Origin of the sequence: Aquabacterium sp. (assembly GCF_049317225.1) — a bacterium.
Classification (GTDB): domain Bacteria; phylum Pseudomonadota; class Gammaproteobacteria; order Burkholderiales; family Burkholderiaceae_C; genus Aquabacterium.
Window position 1 is genome coordinate 67,565 of the sequence record NZ_JBMOIR010000011.1, and the last position, 22,183, is coordinate 89,747.

At 59.5% G+C, this 22,183-nt stretch carries 18 protein-coding genes; 5 read left to right on the forward strand and 13 right to left on the reverse strand.

The features are described from left to right. The first annotated feature begins 22 nt into the window (after positions 1-22). Genes ACOYNB_RS09235 through ACOYNB_RS09245 form a run of 3 tightly spaced genes read left to right on the forward strand, consistent with a single transcriptional unit; the run spans position 23 to position 5,357 of the window. Positions 23-3,901 (forward strand): pilus assembly protein, encoded by a 3,879-nt coding sequence (locus ACOYNB_RS09235; RefSeq protein WP_422838798.1) that lies wholly within the window; start codon positions 23-25, stop codon positions 3,899-3,901. After that, entirely contained in the window at positions 3,880-4,515 is a 636-nt protein-coding gene (locus ACOYNB_RS09240) for an energy transducer TonB (protein WP_422838799.1), read from the forward strand. Before ACOYNB_RS09235 ends, ACOYNB_RS09240 begins: the two co-directional genes overlap by 22 nt. Continuing rightward, a complete protein-coding gene (locus ACOYNB_RS09245) occupies positions 4,512-5,357 on the forward strand; it encodes a carbon-nitrogen hydrolase family protein (RefSeq protein WP_422838800.1) in 846 nt (281 codons plus the stop codon). The genes ACOYNB_RS09240 and ACOYNB_RS09245 overlap by 4 nt, the downstream gene beginning before the upstream one ends. Positions 5,358-5,371: 14 nt before the next feature. Here ACOYNB_RS09245 and ACOYNB_RS09250 read toward each other — a convergent pair whose 3' ends face one another. From ACOYNB_RS09250 to ACOYNB_RS09280, 7 genes are all read right to left on the reverse strand, one after another. Next, positions 5,372-5,782 (reverse strand): hypothetical protein, encoded by a 411-nt coding sequence (locus ACOYNB_RS09250; RefSeq protein WP_422838801.1) that lies wholly within the window; start codon positions 5,780-5,782, stop codon positions 5,372-5,374. Positions 5,783-5,819: 37 nt separating this feature from the next. After that, positions 5,820-6,398: a hypothetical protein gene (locus ACOYNB_RS09255; RefSeq protein ID WP_422838802.1), complete on the reverse strand. Its 579-nt coding sequence runs from the start codon at positions 6,396-6,398 to the stop codon at positions 5,820-5,822. Then, positions 6,398-8,734, reverse strand: a complete 2,337-nt coding sequence (locus tag ACOYNB_RS09260; protein WP_422838803.1) for a hypothetical protein — start codon at positions 8,732-8,734, stop codon at positions 6,398-6,400. The genes ACOYNB_RS09255 and ACOYNB_RS09260 overlap by 1 nt, the downstream gene beginning before the upstream one ends. A gap of 107 nt (positions 8,735-8,841) precedes the next feature. Then, positions 8,842-9,612 (reverse strand): Crp/Fnr family transcriptional regulator, encoded by a 771-nt coding sequence (locus ACOYNB_RS09265; RefSeq protein ID WP_422838804.1) that lies wholly within the window; start codon positions 9,610-9,612, stop codon positions 8,842-8,844. Next, positions 9,612-10,967 (reverse strand): c-type cytochrome biogenesis protein CcsB, encoded by a 1,356-nt coding sequence (gene ccsB / locus ACOYNB_RS09270; protein WP_422838805.1) that lies wholly within the window; start codon positions 10,965-10,967, stop codon positions 9,612-9,614. Before ccsB ends, ACOYNB_RS09265 begins: the two co-directional genes overlap by 1 nt. Positions 10,968-10,985: 18 nt before the next feature. Continuing rightward, positions 10,986-13,190 carry a cytochrome c biogenesis protein ResB gene (locus ACOYNB_RS09275; protein WP_422838806.1) on the reverse strand — a complete coding sequence of 735 codons (2,205 nt, stop codon included), beginning with the start codon at positions 13,188-13,190 and terminating at the stop codon, positions 10,986-10,988. Positions 13,191-13,380: 190 nt separating this feature from the next. Continuing rightward, a complete protein-coding gene (locus tag ACOYNB_RS09280; RefSeq protein WP_422838807.1) occupies positions 13,381-14,004 on the reverse strand; it encodes a c-type cytochrome in 624 nt (207 codons plus the stop codon). A 202-nt stretch (positions 14,005-14,206) separates the two neighbouring features. Here ACOYNB_RS09280 and yihA point away from each other — a divergent pair, with 202 nt between their 5' ends. Further along, complete coding sequence (gene yihA / locus ACOYNB_RS09285) at positions 14,207-14,896, forward strand: ribosome biogenesis GTP-binding protein YihA/YsxC (protein WP_374259089.1); 690 nt, start codon at positions 14,207-14,209, stop codon at positions 14,894-14,896. Between the two features lie 76 nt (positions 14,897-14,972). Here the strand turns inward: yihA and ACOYNB_RS09290 are convergent, their stop codons facing one another. The 3 genes from ACOYNB_RS09290 to pyk form a co-directional block, all read right to left on the reverse strand. Beyond that, complete coding sequence (locus tag ACOYNB_RS09290; RefSeq protein WP_422838808.1) at positions 14,973-15,878, reverse strand: phosphoribosylaminoimidazolesuccinocarboxamide synthase; 906 nt, start codon at positions 15,876-15,878, stop codon at positions 14,973-14,975. Between the two features lie 169 nt (positions 15,879-16,047). Continuing rightward, positions 16,048-17,112: a class II fructose-bisphosphate aldolase gene (fba, locus tag ACOYNB_RS09295; protein ID WP_374259091.1), complete on the reverse strand. Its 1,065-nt coding sequence runs from the start codon at positions 17,110-17,112 to the stop codon at positions 16,048-16,050. Positions 17,113-17,235: 123 nt separating this feature from the next. Then, complete coding sequence (gene pyk, locus ACOYNB_RS09300; protein WP_422838809.1) at positions 17,236-18,666, reverse strand: pyruvate kinase; 1,431 nt, start codon at positions 18,664-18,666, stop codon at positions 17,236-17,238. A gap of 145 nt (positions 18,667-18,811) precedes the next feature. On the opposite strand from pyk, the gene ACOYNB_RS09305 reads away from it, so the two are divergent. Further along, on the forward strand, positions 18,812-19,648 hold the full coding sequence (locus ACOYNB_RS09305) for an alpha/beta hydrolase (protein ID WP_422838810.1): 837 nt from the start codon (positions 18,812-18,814) through the stop codon (positions 19,646-19,648). A gap of 72 nt (positions 19,649-19,720) precedes the next feature. On the opposite strand, the gene ACOYNB_RS09310 is transcribed toward ACOYNB_RS09305, so the two are convergent. The 3 genes from ACOYNB_RS09310 to ACOYNB_RS09320 all read right to left on the reverse strand — a co-directional run. After that, a complete protein-coding gene (locus tag ACOYNB_RS09310) occupies positions 19,721-20,914 on the reverse strand; it encodes a phosphoglycerate kinase (protein ID WP_422838811.1) in 1,194 nt (397 codons plus the stop codon). A 133-nt stretch (positions 20,915-21,047) separates the two neighbouring features. Further along, positions 21,048-21,458: a hypothetical protein gene (locus ACOYNB_RS09315; RefSeq protein WP_422838812.1), complete on the reverse strand. Its 411-nt coding sequence runs from the start codon at positions 21,456-21,458 to the stop codon at positions 21,048-21,050. 101 nt (positions 21,459-21,559) lie between these two features. Then, a partial coding sequence (locus ACOYNB_RS09320) for a DUF494 family protein (RefSeq protein ID WP_422838813.1) occupies positions 21,560-22,183 on the reverse strand: 624 nt, incomplete at its 5' end.

A 22,183-nucleotide genomic window follows, 5' to 3' on the forward strand; every position in this document is an offset into this window, starting at 1 on the left:
GTCAGGAAAGCGAGAGTCCGCCATGAGCAGAACGCCTCACAACCGCCCAAGCGCTCATCAACTCAAGGGCATTGCCTATGCGGTGGGCGTGCTCTGCGCCTCAATGACCCTCACGCAACCGCACCCGGCGTGGGCCGCTGCAACCCAAATCGACGACGAGCCGCTGGCGACCCGTCCCACGGTGAAAGCGAAGCCGAATCTCATGGTGGTACTGGACGACTCGGGTTCGATGTCTTGGAGTTGGATGCCTGACAGCCTCGGATATTACGACTGGAATTATGGCTATTTACCTTATTCGAATTGGTACGGATATCGTTCTGCGCAGTGCAATGGTGTGGCTTATGACCCAAGTGTCACTTATACCCCGCCAAAGAAGTACGACGGCTCGACGTATTTAGACGCAGCCTATCCCAAAGCCTTGAACGACGGATACAACAGTTCATCGGGCACCACCGATTTGTCGACGGACTATTACTACACCTACTCGGGCACACAGACCAAGATGGGGTGGAAGTACACCGTCTCGGGAGGCACGACCCCCACAAATGACACCTTTTACAAGGAGTGCGCCAGTGTCGAGGGCAACACACCCGGTAAGTCAGTATTCACCAAAGTAAGTGTGAGTGGACTAACAACGGCTCAAAAAACCAACTACGCAAACTGGTATTCTTTTTACCGCAAGCGCTACCTGCTGATGCGTACAGCCATGGGGCGTGCGATGGCTGCACTCGACGACAGCTACCGGGTCGGTTTCTCCACGATTCATGAAGGCGACTTCACCGATGGCGGATCCTACAAGTTCTTGGGAGTCAGTGACTTCACCAGCGGATCGACGGGTCAAAAGAACAGTTTCTACGCCAGCCTTTATGGCGTATCCCCTAGCGGAGGCACCCCTTTGCGCCAAGCTTTGGCCAATACAGGACGCTATTACGCCAACCAAATTTCTGGGCAAACTGATCCAATGCAGTATTCGTGTCAGCGCAACTATGCACTGCTGACCACTGACGGTTACTGGAACGGCGAAAACGGGGCCCAGTTAGATGGATCAGCCATCGGTCAGCAAGATGGCCTTGAAGATCGCCCCATGCGCGACGATGCCAGTGTCTCCACCGGGACGATCACGGTGTACACCGCCACAGCCACTCGAGACATCACGGAATCATTCCCTCGCTCGCGGCCGGTGAGCTACACCAGAACCGTTCAGTATTGGGTTAGATCAGGCTGGAACTGGGTGCTCAAATCAGGCTCACAAACAGCCTCCTGCTCGCAAAGCGGATCGGAAGACACGGTCACGCACCAGTCTGGAAAGGCCACATACAGCAAAACCGTGGCAGGCGGATCCACAAGCTACACCGACATCGTTTACTCGGACTGGGTCAACACATCCACAGACGCAACAACCTACTCGGCTGGATCGGTGGGATCCTGTACCTACTCCCCGAACTACAACAACATCGATTCAGCCACGGCCTGGTCCAGCCCAACTTATGGCTCGTGGACGACCGGCTCCACCAGCACATCCACCGAGAGCAACGTCAAACCCAGCAGCCGCACGGATAGCGGATTTGTGGCGGGCACGCCCAAATCCACCGTCATCAGTACAGGCGGCACCAGCGACACTCTGGCAGACGTCGCCGAGTACTACTGGAAAACCGATTTGCGAACCAGCACCTTGGGCAACTGCAGCTCAAGTGCATCAGGTAGCAGCAAGGACGTCTGCAACAACATCGTCCCGACCAGCACTCAAGACCCGGCGGCATATCAGCATATGAACACCTTCACGATTGGTTTGGGGGTGAGTGGCACGCTAACGTATGACAAGAACTACCTCACGCAGACATCGGGTACTTATGTTGACTTGAAGAGTGGCACGACAAACTGGCCATCGCCTAGCAGTGATGCGGGACCTGTGAACATTGATGATTTGTGGCATGCCGCAGTCAATGGCCGAGGACAGTACTATTCCGCGCTAGACGCAACTTCGCTGAACGAGGCCATCTCCGGCGTGATCAACTCCATCCAGCGTTCGGATGGTGCATCCTCTGCAGCAGCAACCAGTTCATTGGAATTGGTTGCGGGCGACAACAACCGTCTCTATCGCGCCAGCTACACCACAGCAGCATGGACCGGCGACTTGGTCGCCTACAAGCTCACGGGCTCCACGGCAGCGGTGTCGTCCACCTCGGTTTGGTCTGCGCAATCCCTTCTGGACGGCAAGACCTATACAGACCGGAAAATCTACTTTAATAAGAGCGGTACGCTCACCGCGTTCAACTACAGCAACCTCCCCACGGCACAACAGGCCTATTTCGATAATCTCTGTAGCAAAACCGTGGTGTCCGGGCAATGCAGTACGCTCACGACCGCCGACAAGACAAAGGCAAACACCGGTGACAACCTGGTGAACTACCTGCGTGGTGAGCGCACCTATGAAAGTGCCACAACAGTATCGGGCACGGCAGTGGCCGCGCTGTACCGCAAACGTGAACACCTGCTGGGTGACATCATCAACGGGGCACCGGTTTACGTTGGCAAGCCACCCTTCAGCTACTCTGACGAAGGTTATTCCACGTTCAAAGCGACCAGCCGTGATGCCATGATTTACACAGCATCGAATGACGGCATGCTGCATGCATTCGATGCTGCAACGGGTGAAGAAAAGTGGGCATTCATTCCCAGCGCGGTCATGCCCAACCTCTATAAGTTGGCTGACAACAACTACGCGTCCAAGCATCAGTACTTCGTGGATGGCGCCCCGGTGATGGGGGACATCAAAGTATCTGGCGCGTGGAAGACCATTCTGGTTGGTGGCCTGAACAAGGGGGGCAAGGCGTACTACGCGTTGGACATCACTGACCCCACCTCGCCCAAGGTGCTGTGGGAGTTCACTCACACCAACCTCGGCTACACGTTTGGCAACCCTGTCATTACCAAGAATGCCGCAGGCACTTGGGTGGTCGCTTTTGCATCGGGCTACAACAACTACGACAGCACAACCAGCACTGGTGACGGTGTCGGTCGGCTGTTCATTGTGAATGCAGCAACGGGCGCCGAAATCATCAGCGGTGGCATTGCCACCAGCGCCGGCAGCACAGGCACGCCAAGTGGTCTGGCGAAGATCAACGCTTGGGTTGAGGACGCGGCAAACAATACCGCGAAGCGCTTCTATGGCGGCGACCTGTTGGGCAACATCTGGCGCTTTGACCATGACGGTTTGGTCGAGCCCAAGAAGAGCGCGCTCAAGCTGGGCGTGGCGCAAATTTCCTCGACCACCCCGCAGCCCATCACCACCAAGCCGATGTTGATTCAAGCCAGCAACAAGCCGGTTGTGCTGGTTGGTACGGGTCGCTACCTCGGCGAAGGCGACATCACAGACACCACACAGCAGTCCATTTATGCCATCAAGGATCCGCTGACCAACGACAGTTGGGGAGATATCCGTACCAACAGTAACTTTGTCAAGCAAACGTTGACCGCCGCATCCGGTGCGACCACGGCCTCCATCACCGCAACAGCCGTTGACTGGTCTACGCAAGCAGGCTGGTGGGTGGATCTGCCGCACTCGAAAGAGCGTGTTTCCACCCCGATGGCGCTGCAGTTGACCACGCTTGTGATCCCGACCACCATCCCCAGCGGCGACGCCTGTGCATCGGGTGGCTCATCTTGGCTGTACTACCTGAACGCCACAACAGGCGGTGCCATCAACAAGAACCCCGTGGGCACACAACAGAGTGATCACACACTGCTGGTCGGCACCAACTGGGTTCGCGACAGTGACGGCAACATCCGCATGATTGTTCAAGGCAGTGATGGCACGTTGACCACCGTGACGCCGCCGGTAACAGGTTCGACAGGAACAGGCGCGGCACACCGCACATCGTGGCGCGAACTGGTCGATTGAGCGCGCTGTCTCGCTGGTGGAAATTTGGTGCGCTGTCTCTGACAGCGCACCTTGTTTTCGTCGGTTTGATCTGGCAGGAAAGTGTCAACTACGGCGAGCTTCCCCGCCCCACCAGTACGCCCAGCATCCATGCACCCGTGCTGGTTTTACCCAGTCAGCCACAGCCGACAATTCAAACACCTGAGCGCCTATCTCAAACGACCAAGCCCACCGTGCAGCGCACCCCACCTCAGTCTATTGAGACGACATCTGCGCCGCCCCCCCTCGTGCCACCAACACATGGCGAGGCAGACACCTCATTTATTCCTCGGCCATTGCTCACGGTGCCCCCAGCACCGCAGTCGACCATCGTGATGCCACCGGTAGTCGACCCCGCTTTTGTGGGCAAACATGTCGGCATACTGGCCCTTTATATCGACGAAACAGGACGGGTCCATCACATTCGTGCGCTAGAACCTCGACTGCCACCCGAGTTGGAAAAGACCGCCATGGCTGCATTCCAAGGCATGCACTACACACCCGGACAAAAAAACGGCACCATCGTCAAGTCGCGGATCAAGGTAGAAGTGGTCTTCGAAAACGCCCCCGTTACCGCACCTGTGCCCTTGCAATGAAAATCGCCGCACTCCAAATGGTTTCATCGCCGCGCGTTGCTGACAACCTGGATCACGCACGTGCCTTGATCGCGCAAGCGGCCCAAGCGGGTGCAGAGCTGATTGCACTGCCAGAGTACTTTTGCCTCATGGGGCACCGTGACACCGACAAGCTGGCCATCGCGGAGCCCTTGGCCGATTCGGCCCTGGCAGACGCCCCAACCACACCCATTCAGCACATGCTGGCCACGGCGGCTCAGACACATGGCGTTTGGCTCATCGGCGGCACGATCCCCATCGCCAGCGAAGACCCACACAAGGTCTACAACACAGTGCTCGCTTACAACCCGGATGGGCAACGGGTGGCCCGCTACGACAAGATCCATCTGTTCAAATTTGACGACGGCGTGCGCCGTTATGACGAATCTGTTTGCCTGCTTCCCGGGCATGACCCGGTGGCCTTCACGCTCACCGATCACAACGGAGAAGCTTGGCGGATCGGGCTCAGCGTCTGCTATGACCTGCGCTTTCCAGAACTCTTCCGTGCACTTGGCGCCGTTGAACCGCTGGATTTGATCGTGCTGCCTGCCGCTTTCACGGACACCACAGGCAAAGCGCACTGGGAGTTGTTGCTACGTGCCCGCGCGGTTGAAAACCTGTGTCACGTGATGGCGCCCGCGCAAGGTGGACAGCACGAAAACGGGCGAGCCACATTTGGCCATGCCATGGTGATCGATCCGTGGGGCGTCACCCTTGCTCAAGAGGCTCAGGGTGAAGGCATGGCCATCGCAGACATTCTTCACAGTCGGCAACAGCAAGTCCGTCAGCAACTGCCAGCACTGGATCACCGGGTGATCCGCTGAATGACGATCTCCGATCAAAGCAGATCGGGCCAATCCTTTGGCGGCAACTGATCTTCCGGGTTTCCGACATTGGGATGGACAGCGAGCGTTGGCAACGACGCGCCCTCGCCCTCTTCATACAACGACAGTGCATGAGCCTGCTGCCCTGAACGGAAGTGCTTGCGGTCAAACAGTTTGGCTTGCGCCTCCGTTGGCAAATCGGTGATGCGCAACACCCCTCGCCTGATCAGGACATCAATCAAGTCTTCGAGAACGCGCACCAATCCGGCATCCATGCGCGCAAACGACAGCGCGCCCTCACCCTGTTCACCTTGGATGAAGGCTTGAACCTCGGGGTGATTGGAGGGGAGAGCCTCACTGTCAGCCACCTGATCTCGGTGAACACTGACAATGGCACCTTGAGGATCACGAACAACGTAATGCATGCAGACTCGTCCCACAAGTAACCAGGATGGCCCATTATCAGGGAAAGAGTCTGCAATCGACCAGTACCAGCAGCCCCATCACCAGGCCCTGCCCCATGCAATCTGCACGGACCGTTTGACCTGGATTCAAGGCCGGCACGGATGCGGCCTCCTCGGGTGACAAGACCATGTTCCAGGTCACGTCCCCATGCCCAAGGCTCAAGATGGTGACGCCAGACTCCCCAAACTCCAGGCGCAGGATCGTCCCAGTGAACACCCCTCGCCGATCTTGCAGTTGCCGCGCCAGTGCCAGGGGATCCCGGCGATACGCCTGCGCCACGGCCGGCGCCGTCCACACCTTGTGATCGGCCGCTTGGGCCACGGCACCACGTGCTTTGACCTCGGCCAAGACAGGCAACACACTCACCTCGCCGGGCCCGGCAGATGGCTGAGAACGGGCAAGCTCGGTCGGCGAAGGCAAGGGGGATGGTTCAACCTGCACCATTGGCCGCCCGTGATCCAAAGGTTCGTCGAAAGACGTTGACACAAGCGGTGACGATGCACCATTCATCCACCATCCCGTCGCCACACACAGCGCCACGCCGACGACGCTCAGCCAGCGAAGCGACGGTGCCATCACAGGGTCAGCAGGTACTGAACCAGATTGGCCACATCGGATGCCGACTTGGCGCACCACGGGTGCGGTGTCGCGGGCATGCCAATGGGCGCAGGGGAGCCCATCTCGTCGGGACCGTATTGCGTCCGCATCTTCTGGAAGTCCCAGTAGTAGTAATCGTTGTCACCGGCGCGCATGCTGAAATACTTGTGCCGCTCAACAAAGCGATTGCGCGCCGCATAGGTCGTATCCAGGATGTCTTTCTGCTTGTCTTTGTAGACACGGAACACATCCCCCTTGCGGTTCAGGTCGGGCGCCACAATCGGTTGATCCGGCGAGCCGGGTGCAGGGCGGACGGGCGCATGCAAGGTGTAGTACTGCTTGTAGAGTGCCGAGTTTTCATCGCACCGGTCCGGATGCACCAAGTCTTCCAGATTACGGACATGCGCATCCGACAGCAGGCCCCGCGAGCTCACCCAGTACAGGTTTCGCAGGTACGTTGCACGAATGGCTTGCTGCTTGCGCTGGAAGTCCGTAGGGGCAAAGAATCGGCCCACCTGCGTCAGCGGCACCATGATTTCGGTCGAATTCAGGCCTAACTGATCTGCGTGACAGCTCGCGCAGTGCTGATCAAACGTGCTCTTGCCCGCCGCCACGGCATTCGCCACGCCGGGGTAGCGCTGCCAGCCATGCTGGACAAACGAGCCCTCTGACAGAGAGGTGTTCCCGGTCTGCGCCAACTGGCCATTCGTTTTGAGCCAACGATACATGCCCACATTGCGCAGGTCATCGTCATCCGCATCCAAAGTGGTCATGTAGGCGGTCAAGGCCTTCAGCGACTTGGCGTCCATCGAACCCATCGCGCCATCCGGCTCTTCGGCATGGATGTACGAGCCCTCAAATCCCACATACGACTCCGTGTGAGACAGCGCTCTGCGCACCGGCATGTGATTGGTCACGTTGGGAATGGCCGTGGGGCTGAACATGTAGTCGTTGTCATACAGCCCGCCTTCTCCAGAGGTTCTCGTGATGGTGGACTCACCCGTACCTGGTGGCATGAGGTAAAGCAAGGGCGTCTTGTCCACGGCAGCTTTGCCGGTAGACCATTTCGGCCCCTCTTCCTGTTCGCTCACGTAAGCGAATTTCGAGGTCGACTTCCCCGTACCAGTGCCCAGGGTTGCCCACTTCATGGACCACTTCGGATTGGGGAGCCCCGGGAACACTTTGGTGATCGATGTGCCGGCCTTTTCGTAGCTGATCTGATAGCCGTGGCAAGAGGCGCAGTTGAACCCGATCCAGCTGCCCTTGCCCAAGAAAGGATGCACCGATTCGGCATAGCGATAGCCGACCCACCCAGTGCTCTTGGTATTTCCTGCGGTCAACTGCGGCCCAATCGCCAGAAAGCCGGGCGTGGGATTGAGTTGCGGGTAAGGGCTGAAGTACACATCATCAATGGCCTCCACCGGCACCTGCCCCGCAACCTGACGCACGGCCCCAAACAACACGGCCGGATCCGCCTTGGCGCGGGTGTAAGGGTCCGTCGCCTTGCCTTGCACAATCGCATCCCACTCCAGCCCCTTGTACTTGTGGCTCAACCCGAGGTTGTAGTCGTACGCCCAGAAAATCTGACGTCCCAGCTTCAGCATGTCGTTAAAACTGGGGTTCACAACACTGACAGTGATTGGCGCAATCGACTTCGACTCGGCAGACACCACGGATACCACATCACAGTTGGCGTCAGGCGGGTTCGGAACACGATAAACCTGCGCATCAATGACGTTGTGCGGTTGCCCCGGCTTGGTAAGAGATGCGTTGTAGCCCGTTCGCTTTTGCACTTGCAGCTTGAGGGGGCCCTTGCTGGCATGAGCCGGCACCGCAAACTGAACCTCGCTATCAGACCATCCAAGGACGTCCTTCGGCCAATTGCTGCGCGACGTCCCGGTCTCGTAATTCAACGACGACAGGATGTCGAGCTTCTGCTCGTACATCGACAGATGCGTCTCCAGCACACGGCTGTTGCCGATCATGATCTTGCTGAAGTCGACATCGGTGCCGGCCCCAAACCCGCTGCCACGCAGGGTCACGATGTCCCCCGGCCGCAAGGTCGGCGCTGCTTGTGCGCCTCCGGCTGTCCACACCAGCGCCCCGTTGACCAGCATTTGCTGGACAAGCGGCTGCCCAAACAACTGCGCCGACGCCGCGCGCTGCTGCTCACGCGCCGCATTGAAACCACACACGGTTTCCTGATTGGGGTAAGTGGGTGCGGCCATGGCCGACGCACTACACAGCATCGAGACAGCCAGGCTCACAGGCCCCAGACCGCATACGCGGTCCACACGCGATGAAGCAAAAATCATGACGCACACCACAGTTTGTTAAACAGTGCGCGTGATGATGGGAACTTGTACGCGTTCAACTTGTCGGCTATCCGACAAACGCGGGTTCGTCCGCAGGATAAAAGACGTCAGGAGGTCGGCGCGGGCCGCAACCTCGCCAAAATGCGCTTCTCAACAGGGGACAGTCGCCCCAAAACGATCAACTGCGCGCGATCCAGCAATTCGATCCGGCCATATGAAACTCGCAAAATGCCTTGAGCCTGCAAAGACTGAAGCATTTGGTTCGTGGTTTGCCGAGACAGCGACAACATGAGCCCCAACTGCGTCTGGCTCACGGGCAGCACGCATGGCGCCCCCTCCACCACCTTGGCCATCACGCTTTGAGACAACCAAAGCAGGCGTCGGGCCAAGCGGATCTCGGCGGGTGCCAGCGCCTGATCTTCCATGTTGATGAAACTCAGCCGCAGGCGCAGCGACATGAGCACACCCAATTCACGCCACGCCTGCGGCATGTGCTGCATCAACGACTGCAGGGCTGCGGTTGGGACATGCAAGATCTGGGATGCGCTTTCGGCCACCACATCGTGCGTTCGAGGCAGCCCATCAAAAACGGCCACCTCCCCGAACCACCCAGGGGGATCCAGCAGTGACAGGATGGCCTCCTTGCCTGCCTCTGTCCCGCCCGACACCCGCAAGGCCCCGTCCAGCACCGCATAGAGCCCGCACGGAGGATCGCCCCGCAGAAACAGCGTCTCCCCGGCCTGGAGACGTCGGGGCTCTGCCAGCGCCAGCAGGTGGGATGCAAAGTCAGAAGTCAGGCTGCCGAACCACGGATCGGTCCGCAGCAAATCCAACTGGGCCGACGTCAACCAACGGTGCACGCCAAGGCCCTTGCTCATCAGAGCTCACCGTAAGAGTGCAGCCCGGACAAGAACATGTTGACCCCCAGGAAGGCAAACGACGTCACCAGCAAGCCCGCCAAAGCCCACCACGCGGCAAAGGTGCCGCGCAGCCCCTTCATGAGGCGCATGTGCAGCCACGCGGCATAGTTAAGCCACACGATCAGGGCCCAGGTTTCCTTGGGGTCCCAACTCCAGTAGCCCCCCCAAGCCTCGGCCGCCCAGAAGGCCCCCAGGATGGTGGCAATGGTGAAGAACGCAAAGCCCACGGCAATGGCCTTGTACATGACGTCGTCCAACACCTCGAACGAGGGCAGACGTTCGGCAATGCGGCGACGCGCAGCCACGATGCCCGCCACGATCAGTGCGGCCACACCAAAGTACACCGCCCAATAGCTGCTCATCATCTGAGCGCTGCCGGGCTTGGCTCGGAACACCAGCGGCTCAAAACACAGCACCACGCCGACCAGCCACAAGGGCGCCAGCTTCCACCAATTGGTTTCCCCGGCGAAATGTTTGACCAGGTAGGCAAACGCCACCATGGCAGACATCGCAAACGTGCCATACCCGATGAAGTTGGCCGGCACGTGAACCTTCATCCACCAGCTCTGCAAGGCAGGCACCAGGGGCTGAATTTCGCTGGCCTGACGATCGACCGCATACCAGAGCAAGAAGCCCACCGCGGCACTCACAACCAGCATCACGAACGCGCCCAGCGAACCCAAGGCCTGACCTTGACGCGCAAATCGGTCTTCGTAGTACAGCCAGTAAGCCGTGGTCAGCCACGAGAACATGACGAACACTTCGTACAGGTTGCTCACCGGGATGTGCCCGATGTCCGGCCCGATCTGATGGCTTTCGAACCAGCGGACCAAAGTGCCCACGATGGCCATGAAGACACCGCTCCACGCCAGCCTGGACCCAATCCGGGTGGCGAATTCACCGCGCGACACCACGCCGATCCAGTAAAACACCGTGCTCATGAAGAACAGCACGCCCATCCACAGGATGGCGCTCTGGCTCGACAAGAAATACTTCAGCCAGAACACCTTGTCCGCCTGAGCCAGGTCGGCGCCATAGGCATCGGTGTGGCGCAGGTACAGCGTCGCCGCCGCCCACGTGGCCGCCCCCGCCAGCACCATCAGCAGACGCAGCGGCCGCCAGAACCAGCCCAGCCAGATCAGCGAGGGCACCGCCACCACCAGGATGCCTTTTTCATAGACGTCCATGGCCGACGAGAACGACTGGAACGCCCAGCCCCCCACCAGCAGCAACAGGGCGGCAAACAACCAGTCGCTCACCGGGCGACGCGACACTGGCGCCACGGCCAGCACAGACGAAGTCGAAACACTCATCTCGGACATCCTAGAAGATCAAGCAGCTGCCTGCTGCGCATCAGTGGCGCCCAACGTCGCCTGCCGCAGCTTGTCAAATTCATGGTCGGTATCGAGGGTCTGACGCGTGGCCGACAACGCCATGCGCACACGTGTACCGCCTTGGCCATCGTCCTGCAACCAGATCCACAGACGGCGCTCGCGGATGTAGAGCATCGCAAACACGCCGATGATCAGCAAGATGCAACCCAGATAGACCACGTTGCGACCCGGGGTGCGTGTCACCTGGAACACGCTGGCCTGCTTCTGGTCGAAGCTGTCCAACGCCAGCACCACCGGGACCGGATACAGCATGGAATCCGACAACGCCAGCACCGATCGGGTCATGAAGGCCTGCACCTCCGGCTGATTGCCTTTCACCTCCGGCAACCCTGCCTGAGAGCGGGTCATCTCATACAACTCGAACAAAGAGCCATTCAAGATCCGGATCAGCGTGGCCGACGTGTGCTCGCGCTGGTCGGGCGGCACCACCTGCTCGATGAACGCCGACAGCGCCATCAAGCCTCCGCCCTTGACCTTGCTGGGCGAGCCATCCGTGGACTTCATCTCGAGCGCACCCGAGAACAAGTCCAGGGCCCGCTGTGCCGACACAGTCAACTGATCGCGCAACTCCGGCCGGTCCGCCGGTGCCGAGCCATTGCCAAAACGCCGCGCTGCCTCCTGCCGCATGGCCTTGTCGTTGAGGGCTTGCTTCAAACGCACCCACCCCTGAATGCTCATCTGCTCGTCAGCAGGCACACGCAGATACCGGAAGCCTTCCGCAGGTGTGTCCCGCACGCCCAGCAAGAACACTGGGGCACCGTCAATTTGCACTGGCACCATGAAGTTCTGGTACTCACGAGCCTGCCCTGCAGCGTCGCGCAACTTGTAGGTCACCGAGGGACCAATGTTCACCAGCTTCTTGTTTTCCGGGGCCTTAGCGCCCGATCCCAAATGCTTGCTGATGTTGCTGAGGTTCACACCGCGCACATCCGCACCGGCCTCGTCGCCCGAGGCCGCCTCCGTCTCGCTTTGCGCCGCCGCCATGTTCTCCACATTGATCAGTCGCAGGCCCGTGACCTCCAACTGCATTCCACCCGCAGCATGGGCCCCCAGCCAATCCGTCGGCAGGACCCCTGCCGGGCCATTGACCGTGGCCTCGACCAGTTTGGGCCCCCCCCGCTCCACGCCCGTGTCCAGATGCCACGGACGCAGGCGCACGATCGAGCCACCATCCTCAAAACTGGACTGGAAAATCGTGACCCCGTCGTACACCACCGGGTGATTGACTTCCACCGTGAACGGCTTGCTCGTTTTGCTGCGCGCATCGTGGATCACGATGTCACTGGCGAAACGCTTGGGCATCCCGGTGTCGTAATAATCCACCGTGAACTTGCGCAACTCCACCTCAAACGGCAGCGGCTGCAGCAGCATGCCCTTGTCCAGCGTGATCACGGCCGAATTGGTCCGCTGCCCTTCCGGCACAAACAGCTGCGCGCGGTAGGCCGGATTCGCTTCACTCAAACGGCTGCGATCCACCGGATCCGCACCGCCCTTGAAGGGCTGCAAATCCTGGGTCCAAGCTTGCACCTTGACGATCAGGTCGCCGTCAAACAAGCCTCCCAGGCAGATCAGCACGATGGCACTGTGCGCCGCGATGTAGCCGATCTTGTTGGCCACGCCTTTGCGTGCGGCAATCATGATGCCCGCTTCGCCTTGCGACGAGGCCTCGCGTTGCTGCGAGCGCAAGGCCCACCCCTGCTGCGTCAGATCCTGCACCACGCGCTGCTGCACGGCATCGACAGACTCGGGCAACTGGCCCGAAGCCTTGTGATGAAATGCCAGCAAGGCGCGCTCACGGATGTTCTCCTTGAACGTACGCCAGTCGGCCATGATCTTCGGGGTATGGCGGAGGATGCACAGGCTGGTGGAGACCACCAGAAACGCCAGGATCACCAAAAACCACGAAGAACTGTAGATGCGGTACAAGCCCAAAGCGCCGAGCACATCCGCCCAAAATGGTCCGAACTGGTCCACATAATTGACCATGGGCTCGCCTTGCTTCACCACCGTGCCAATGGCCGATGCGATGCAGATCACCGTCAACAAGGCGATCGCAAAGCGCATGGAGGAGAGCAACTCGATGAATTCTCGACGTCGAGAATGGCGCGGAGGCTCGTAAGAAGGCAAGGCAGCGTCGGTCATAAGTTCAGGCAGTCCGGGGCGCACTATAGCGAGAAAGCGTCGCCCTCACCGTCTTGGGTTCAATCAAAAGCAGCTTCGGCTGACCCCGGACAAGAAAAAAGCGGGACCCCTTCTCAGGGCATCCCGCTTTGGTGTCAAACGTTGACAGCGAAGTTCAATGCACCCATCACATCGGTGCATTGATCGCGCATCAGCGCAGGCCGGCGATGTAGTCGGACAAGGCTTCGATTTCCTTGTCGCTCAGGTTGGCGGCGATGGCCGTCATCTGGGCGCTGTTGGTGCGCTCACCTTGGCGGAAGGCCGTCAGCTGAGCCTTGGTGTAGTCAGCGTGCTGACCGGCCAGGCGGGGATACTGAGCTGGCATACCTGCACCGTTGGGGCTGTGGCAGCCCGCGCAAGCGGCAACGCCCTTCTTGGCGATGCCACCACGGTAGATCTTTTGACCCACGGCCACCAGATCCTTGTTCTTGGCAGTACCTTCCGGCGCCTTCTTGCTGCCGAAGAAAGCAGCCACGTTGCGCATGTCTTCAGGCGACAGCGGTGCAGCCATGCCAGACATGATGCCGTTCTTGCGCTTGCCTTCCTTGAACTCGGTCAGCTGCTTGACGATGTACTCGGGGTGCTGGCCTTGCAAGATGGGGTAGGTGGGCATGCCACGCGAACCGTCCACAGCGTGGCAAGCTGAACAAACAGCGGCCTTGGCTTCACCAGCAGCCAAGTCAGGCTTGGCGGCCTTGGTTTCGGCACTGTGGGCCAGACCAGAGAGGGACAGGGCCACCGAGGCAAGGGCAATCAGGTGAGAGAAGCGCTTCATGGCGTAGGGGCTGTGAGTTATCAGAGGGGTTGCCATCACGCATTGATGGCACATTAATCAGGAGATTTTACAATGCCCTATGACTCGCCAAACATCAAATCGCCCAGAGAGTGCGCCAAAGCCTGCCAAAGGCCCTCAAAAAGCCACACCGACCCCACGTGTTGACACAGGGGATCTGGCGCGCCACCCAGCCAAGGAAGCCTTGGCCTGGGCGCACACGGCCCGCTTTTTCACAACGGCCGCACAACTCCATCAACTCCCCCCGAACGACCTGCCGGAAATCGCTTTCGTCGGTCGCTCCAATGCGGGCAAATCCACGGCTATCAACACCATCGCCCAACAGCGCCAGTTGGCGTTTGCTTCCAAAACACCGGGGCGTACCCAACACATCAACCTGTTTCATCTGGGGCCGAAGGCCGCGCCCAACCAGATCTGGACGGACTTGCCGGGCTACGGCTATGCCGCCGTGGAACGCACCGCCAAGTTGCGCTGGCAAGAAGTGATGGCCGACTACCTTCAGACCCGCCCCAATTTGAAGGCGGTCGTGCAGATGGTAGATTCCCGCCATCGCTTCACCGAATTGGACCAACAGTTGCTGGCCTTCGTGGCACCGCGCGTCCGTACCGGTGAAGTCAAATTGCTGGTTCTGCTGACCAAGGCCGACAAGCTCAATCGCAAAGAACAGGCTGAATCCTTGCGCAAAGCACAAGAGGAACTGGCCGATCTGGTGACCGACGAAGCCGACGTCGGTATTGCCCTGTTCTCGTCCCTGAACAAGACTGGGGTGGGCGATGTGGCCGACACCCTGCACGGCTGGGTCGCTCCGGCCGAGTTGGCTCAGGCCATTGCGGCGGCACATGCTGCGCAAGCCGAAGCCGATCAGGACGAGTAAGCACTCGGTACACGTGCACACATGAAAAAGGCCTCGCAATGCGAGGCCTTTTGCTTCCAGGGGGGCTGGGTGCCAATCAGGCGGTTTGCCCCGTCAGACGCGTCAGCGCTTCCTGATACTTGGCTGCCGTTTTCTCGATCACGTCTTGAGGCAGCGCGGGCGACGGCGCCGTCTTGTCCCAAGGCTGACCATTGACCATGGCTTGCTCCAGCCAGTCACGCACAAACTGCTTGTCATAGCTGGGCGGGTTCTGACCTTCCACATAGCCTTCCACAGGCCAGAAACGCGACGAATCCGGCGTCAGGACCTCGTCCATGACGGTCAGCGTGCCCTGCTCATCCAGACCGAATTCAAACTTCGTGTCCGCAATGATGATGCCTTTGGTCAGCGCATAGTCAGCCGCCGTTTTGTACAGCTTGATGGCCAGTTCACGCACCTTTTCAGCCATGTCGGCACCGATGATCTCGCTCATCTTGTCGAACGAGATGTTTTCGTCGTGCTCACCCACTTCGGCCTTGGTGGCGGGGGTGAAGATGGGCTCGGGCAACTTGCTGGCGTTCTTCAAGCCTGCAGGCAACTTCACGCCACACACTTCGCCGTTGTGCTGATATTCCTTCCAGCCCGAACCAGCCAGGTAGCCACGCACCACGGCTTCCACCGGCAACGGCTTGAGCTTCTTGACCAACATGGCACGGCCTTCTACCTGTGCGCGCTCGGCAGGGGACACCACCGAACAAGGGTCGTCACCGGTCAGGTGATTGGGGGCCACATCCTTGAGCAGTTCAAACCAGAACAGCGCCATTTTGGTCAGCAGCGCGCCCTTGCCCGGAATGGGCTCACCCATGATGACGTCAAAGGCACTGATGCGGTCCGAGGCCACCATCAAAATGCGGTCGTTGCCAACAGCGTAGTTGTCACGCACCTTGCCACGAGCAAGCAGGGGCAAAGAAGTCAGGGCAGAGGTATGCAGGGCGGAGGTCATGAGGGGTCACCAGGTCAATCGTGAGGCCTGACCACAGGCACCACGGAAATCGGCAAAACGATATTGTGCCGCGTCCAGCCACGTCACAAAAGAAAACCGGCGAAGGCTTACACCCACGCCGGTTGTCTCATGCCCATTCACGCAAACGGGCATCAGGCATGCGTGTCGATCAGGACACGACTTGCGCCAGCTTGCCGCTGGCATAGGCTGCAGCGATGTCCACCAAGCTCACAGGCTTGATCTTGCCGCCTTGGCCTTCGCAGCCGAACTCCAGGTAACGTTGCTTGCAGACCTGCTTGGCGGCTTCGCGCGCGGGTTTCAGCCATTCGCGGGCGTCGAACTTGTCAGGGTTCTCGAACATGAACTTGCGCACGGCACCGGTCATCGCCAGACGGATGTCGGTGTCGATGTTGATCTTGCGCACGCCGTACTTGATGGCTTCCTGGATTTCCTCGACGGGCACGCCGTAGGTTTCCTTCATCTTGCCGCCGTACTGGTTGATGATGGCCAGCAGCTCTTGCGGCACCGACGAGGAACCGTGCATCACCAGGTGGGTGTTGGGGATGCGAGCGTGGATTTCCTTCACGCGCGAGATCGCCAGGATGTCACCCGTGGGCTTGCGCGAGAACTTGTACGCACCGTGGCTGGTACCAATCGCAATCGCCAGCGCGTCCAGTTGAGTGGCCTTCACGAAGGTGGCCGCCTCTTCAGGATCGGTCAGCATCTGGCTGTGATCCAGCTTGCAATCGGCGCCAATGCCGTCTTCTTCACCGGCATCACCGGTTTCCAGGTTGCCCAGGCAGCCCAGTTCGCCTTCCACAGTCACGCCCACCTTGTGGGCCATTTCCACGACCTTGCGGGTCACGTCGACGTTGTACTCGAACGAAGACGGGGTCTTGCCATCTTCCATCAGAGAGCCGTCCATCATCACCGAGCCAAAGCCCAGGTCGATCGCGCCTTGGCAGACCTTGGGGCTGGTCCCGTGATCCTGGTGCATGACCAGCGGAATGTGGGGATAGGCTTCCACAGCAGCCTGAATCAGGTGCTTGATGAACGACTCACCCGCGTACTTGCGGGCACCTGCCGAAGCCTGCAGGATCACAGGTGCGCCGACTTCATCGGCAGCCGCCATCACGGCCTGGACTTGTTCCAGGTTGTTGACGTTGAAAGCCGGAATGCCGTAGTTGTTTTCAGCAGCATGATCCAGCAGCTGACGCATCGAGACGAGTGCCATGTGACCCCCAGTAAGCGGTGAGAACGAAAGAAAACGCGCCCACGGCGCGTCGCAAACTGGGCGAGATTCTACCGAGAGCCGAGCGCCCCCCCAACCCCAAGGTCAAGCGGCGCTCAACTTTTCTCAGTGAACAGCACTCACCTTCAGCATATTTGTGCCACCTGGCGTCCCCATCGGCTCCCCGCAGGTGATCGCATAGGTATCGCCCGAACGCAGCACACCGCAGTCCACGAGCACGTGTTCAGCCTTAGCCAAAGCCTCGTCCCTGTCGGCGTAGCTGGGCACCAGCAAGGGGTGCACATTGCGATACAGGGCCATCTTGCGCTGCGCAATAGCCTGCGCGGTCAAGGCAAAAATCGGCACATGCACCTTGTGACGGCTCATCCACAGTGCCGTCGAGCCCGACTCCGTCAACGCCACAATGGCCTTGCACCCCAGGTGATACGCCGTGAACAGCGCGCCCATGGCAATCGACTGGTCGATGCGCGCAAAGGTCTTGTTGGTGAAGTCGGCATCCAGAGACACCTCCTCGGCCCGCTCAGCCTCCTGAACGATGTTGGCCATCTGCTCCACCGTCTCGACCGGATACTTGCCGGCAGCGGTTTCGGCGCTCAACATCACAGCGTCAGTGCCATCCAGCACCGCATTGGCCACGTCCGACACCTCTGCACGGGTCGGCACCGGATTGACGATCATCGACTCCATCATCTGGGTCGCGGTGATCACCACCTTGTCCATCTCACGCGCCAGCTTGATCATGCGCTTTTGCAGGGCCGGCACCGCGGCATTGCCCACTTCCACGGCCAAGTCACCACGCGCAACCATGATCCCGTCCGAGGCCTTCAGGATGCTTTCCAGGTTCGGAATCGCTTCTGTCCGCTCGATCTTGGCGATCAGGGCTGGCCGATGCCGCCAAGGTTCGCCCGCCACATTGCACAGTTGACGCGCCATTTCCATGTCCGTCGCATTCTTCGGGAACGACACCGCGATGTAATCGCACTGGAAGCTCGCTGCCGTCTTGATGTCTTCCATGTCTTTGGCGGTCAAGGCAGGCGCTGTCAACCCACCGCCCTGCTTGTTGATGCCTTTGTTGTTGGACAACTCGCCCCCCAACTTGACCACCGTGTGCACGGCTTCGCCCTTCACGGCCGCCACCGTCAACACGATCAGTCCGTCGTTGAGCAGCAGCACATCGCCCGGCTTCACATCCCGCGGCAGTTCCTTGTAATCCAGCCCGACCCCATTGACGTCCCCCGGTTCGGTCCGGCTGGCATCCAGCACGAAAGGCTGCCCGGGCTCCAGCATCACCTTGCCTTCGGCAAACTTGCCCACCCGAATCTTCGGCCCCTGCAAATCCGCCATGATGGCCACGACCTTGCCCACACGCTGCGCCGCTTCTCGAACCAAGTTGGCCCGATCAATGTGATCCTGCGCCTTGCCATGCGAGAAATTCAAGCGCACAACATCCACCCCCGCACGCAGCATCTTCTCCAACACATCCAAAGTCGACGAAGCAGGACCCAATGTGGCAACGATCTTGGTAGCACGTGGCATGTTCAAAGCTCAGCGGTTGTCTGTCTCATTCCAGTGTCACACCAAATCCACCAGAAAGAAAACTCGAAATAGCCCCTGTCATGCAACGTTCACACGCATGACGCCCAAGCGCCACAACGCACAGCCACTACACTCCCCCTTCAACATGGGACCCAGCACATTGCCGCCTCTGATCATCTTTGCGCACGCGAACGGTTTTCCCGCATCCACCTATAGTGAACTGTTCACGCACTGGCGGACACAGGGATACCATGTTCATGCCATTGAGCGCCTAGGCCATGACCCGCGCTTTCCCGTGACGGACGGTTGGCCCCATCTGGTCGAGGAAATCCATCACTTCATCCAGCACGATGTACGCCCCCACCGCGATCAAAAGGTCTTCTTGGTTGGGCACTCGCTCGGCGGCTACCTCAGCCTCATGGTTGCACACCGCTGGCAAGGGCTCGCCGATGGGGTCGTGGTGTTGGACTCCCCCATCCTGAGCGGATGGCGTAGCACGGCCATCGGATGGATCAAGCGCAGCGCCTTGATTGATCGCATCCTGCCCTCTGGCATCTCGGCACAGCGAACCCACGAATGGCCGGACGCAGGCGAGGCCTTGCGCCACTTCAGCAGCAAGCCCAAGTTCCAGGCTTTCCACCCAGCGGTATTACAAGACTACATTCGCCACGGAACCCACCCGCATCCGCATCAGAGCCATGTGACCCTCGCCTTCCGCCGGGAGGTCGAAACCGCCATCTATCGCACGATGCCTCACGCACTGCTTCCTGCATTTGCGTCGACACCCCACCGCAGTCCAACCGCATTCATCGGGGGCACGCGCTCGTCCGAGTTGCGTAGAGCAGGCCTGAGCGGGACTCGACGCCTGTTTGGCGATCAGGTCACCTGGATCAACGGCACACACCTGTACCCTTTCGAGCAGCCCCTTCGTACCGCAGAAGAGGTACTAAGCTGGCTTCGTCAATTTTCCGAGTCGAAATGAAAAAGCCCCGAAGCTGAAGTCGGGGCTTTTCAAACAGAACCGCATCTCGGGCCCAGGCAGGCCCGGCTGACATCAACCTGCGGCGCGCTTACTCAAGATCTCAAACGCCGGCAGCGTCTTGCCTTCCAGCACTTCCAGGAAGGCGCCCCCCCCCGTGGAGATGTAGCCAACATCCTTCTCGATGCCGTACTTGGCAATCGCAGCCAACGTGTCTCCGCCGCCCGCAATGCTGAACGCATCAGACGCCGCAATGGCTCGCGCGATGGTTTCAGTCCCGTTGGCAAAGGCATCAAACTCGAACACACCGACTGGGCCATTCCAGACCACAGTCCCCGCGGCCTTCAGTTGGGCGGCCAACTTCTCCGCGGTCTTCGGCCCGATGTCCAGAATCATGTCGTCATCGGCCACATCCGTCGCAGCCTTCACCGTTGCGGGCGCGTCTGCCGCAAAAGTCTTGGCAACCACCACGTCTTCCGGAATCGGCACTTCTGCGCCACGAGCCTTCATGGCTTCAATCACGGCCTTCGCTTCGCCAATCAGGTCAGCCTCGGCCAAGGATTTGCCAATCTTCAGCCCCGCCGCGAGCATGAACGTATTAGCAATGCCGCCACCAACGATCAGGCCATCTACATTCTTGGCCAACGACTGCAAAATGGTCAGCTTGGTCGACACTTTGGAGCCTGCCACAATGGCCAGCAACGGACGCTTAGGTGCCTCCAAGGCCTTGTTGATGGCGTCGATCTCGGCTGCCAGCAAAGGCCCTGCACAAGCCACCTTGGCGAACTGAGCGATGCCATACGTCGTGCCCTCAGCTCGGTGAGCCGTCCCAAATGCATCGTGAACGAAGATGTCGCACAGGGTAGCCATCTTGCGGGCCAGTTCTTCGTTGTTCTTCTTTTCGCCCTTGTTCAGGCGACAGTTCTCCAGCAACACCACTTCGCCGGGATGGACAGTCACGCCATCCACCCAGTTGCTGACCAACTTCACCTCGCGGCCGAGCAACTCACCCAGTCGCTTAGCGACTGGCGCCAGCGAGTCTTCAGGCTTGAACTCACCTTCGGTTGGGCGTCCCAGATGCGACGTCACCATCACAGCGGCCCCCGCCTTCAGCGCCAACTCAATCGCTGGCACCGAAGCACGAACACGCGTGTCCTCGGTGATGTTGCCCGCATCGTCCTGCGGCACGTTCAGATCTGCGCGGATGAAGACACGTTGACCAGCAACCTTGCCCTGGGCCACAAGGTCTTCAAAACGAAGGATATTCATGATGGCTGTCGCCTAGATGTTGAGTAAACAAAAGTGGCGACATTGTAGAAAGCCTCACGGCTTCCTCAAACCCCATAACGCATGGTCTTGTCGGAAATGGCGAAACAAATGCGAAACAACTGACGGAAAGCCGTCAGTGAGCCGACTTCTTCCCGCTCTTCTTGCCTGTGGCGGGAGCGTCATCTTGGGACTCATCTCCTGAAGCATCGGCCTCTTCGTCTGAAGGTGTGCTCGCAGGCTTGGACGCTGCGGGTGCAGGACGAGGCACCACCGGCACGATACCGTCCAGCTTGTTCTCGCGCATGTACTCGTCCATCTCACGCCACCCTTCATACACCGCGGCCTTATCCGCCTTGGGGTTCAGGGTGTAACAGTCTTCGATGGCTCGCAACGCGTGGCGGCACGCCCCGCCTGTTGCCTTGGCATCCGCATGGGCGCGCTCAGCAGACTTCTGCGGCGTTTCGATCCCCAACTGATCGCAGCCAGCCAAGACCAGGCTGCACATCAGCAACACAGAAATGGGACGAAATTCAACGAGGTACATGACACGCCTTCGTAGCCAAGGATCGAACGATCGGGCCACCGCCCAGTGAGTACAAGGTATTTACGGCAGTCAGCCGTCAGATCTTGAGAACTCAACAGGCCTCAGTGCACGACGCGCTCTGAATCGTCGGCGCACAACTCATCCAGAATCAGCGCGTCAGGCTCTTCGCCCAAACTCCAGAAAATCAGCAAAAGCAGCACCTTGAAGTCATCGAGGCCAACCGGGCCCTTAGGAACCGCAGTCACACGATCCAAAACAATCTCGCGGGCCCGTGAGCTCAATACGCCCGCAGAAACAAGAAACTGCAGGAAACCCAAGGCCTCGGTGCCGAGTCGCTCCAACTCTGCATCGGCAAAAACTCTTGTCGATAAACTGGAAGGCGCGAGCAAATCGCCCTTGTCGCCCGACAAGCTGCGCAAACCGCCAAGCCAAATCAGGGCCTCAGCGATCTCCTCTTGCTCGAACCCGACTGCGGTCAGCTTACGCGCCAACTGATCCGAATCGGGACAGGCGTCCGGACGCCAATAGTGTTCGTAGACGTATGCGAGAACATCAAACATGGCTGAACTATACCCGAGCGAAGCAAAGCACACCTCGCGAAAAGAACGCGAGTGCAAGGCCAAATGCGCCGAAAAAATGAAAAAAGCCGACCACATAGTGGTCGGCTTCTTATAAGTAGCCTGACGATGTCCTACTTTCACACGGGAATCCGCACTATCATCGGC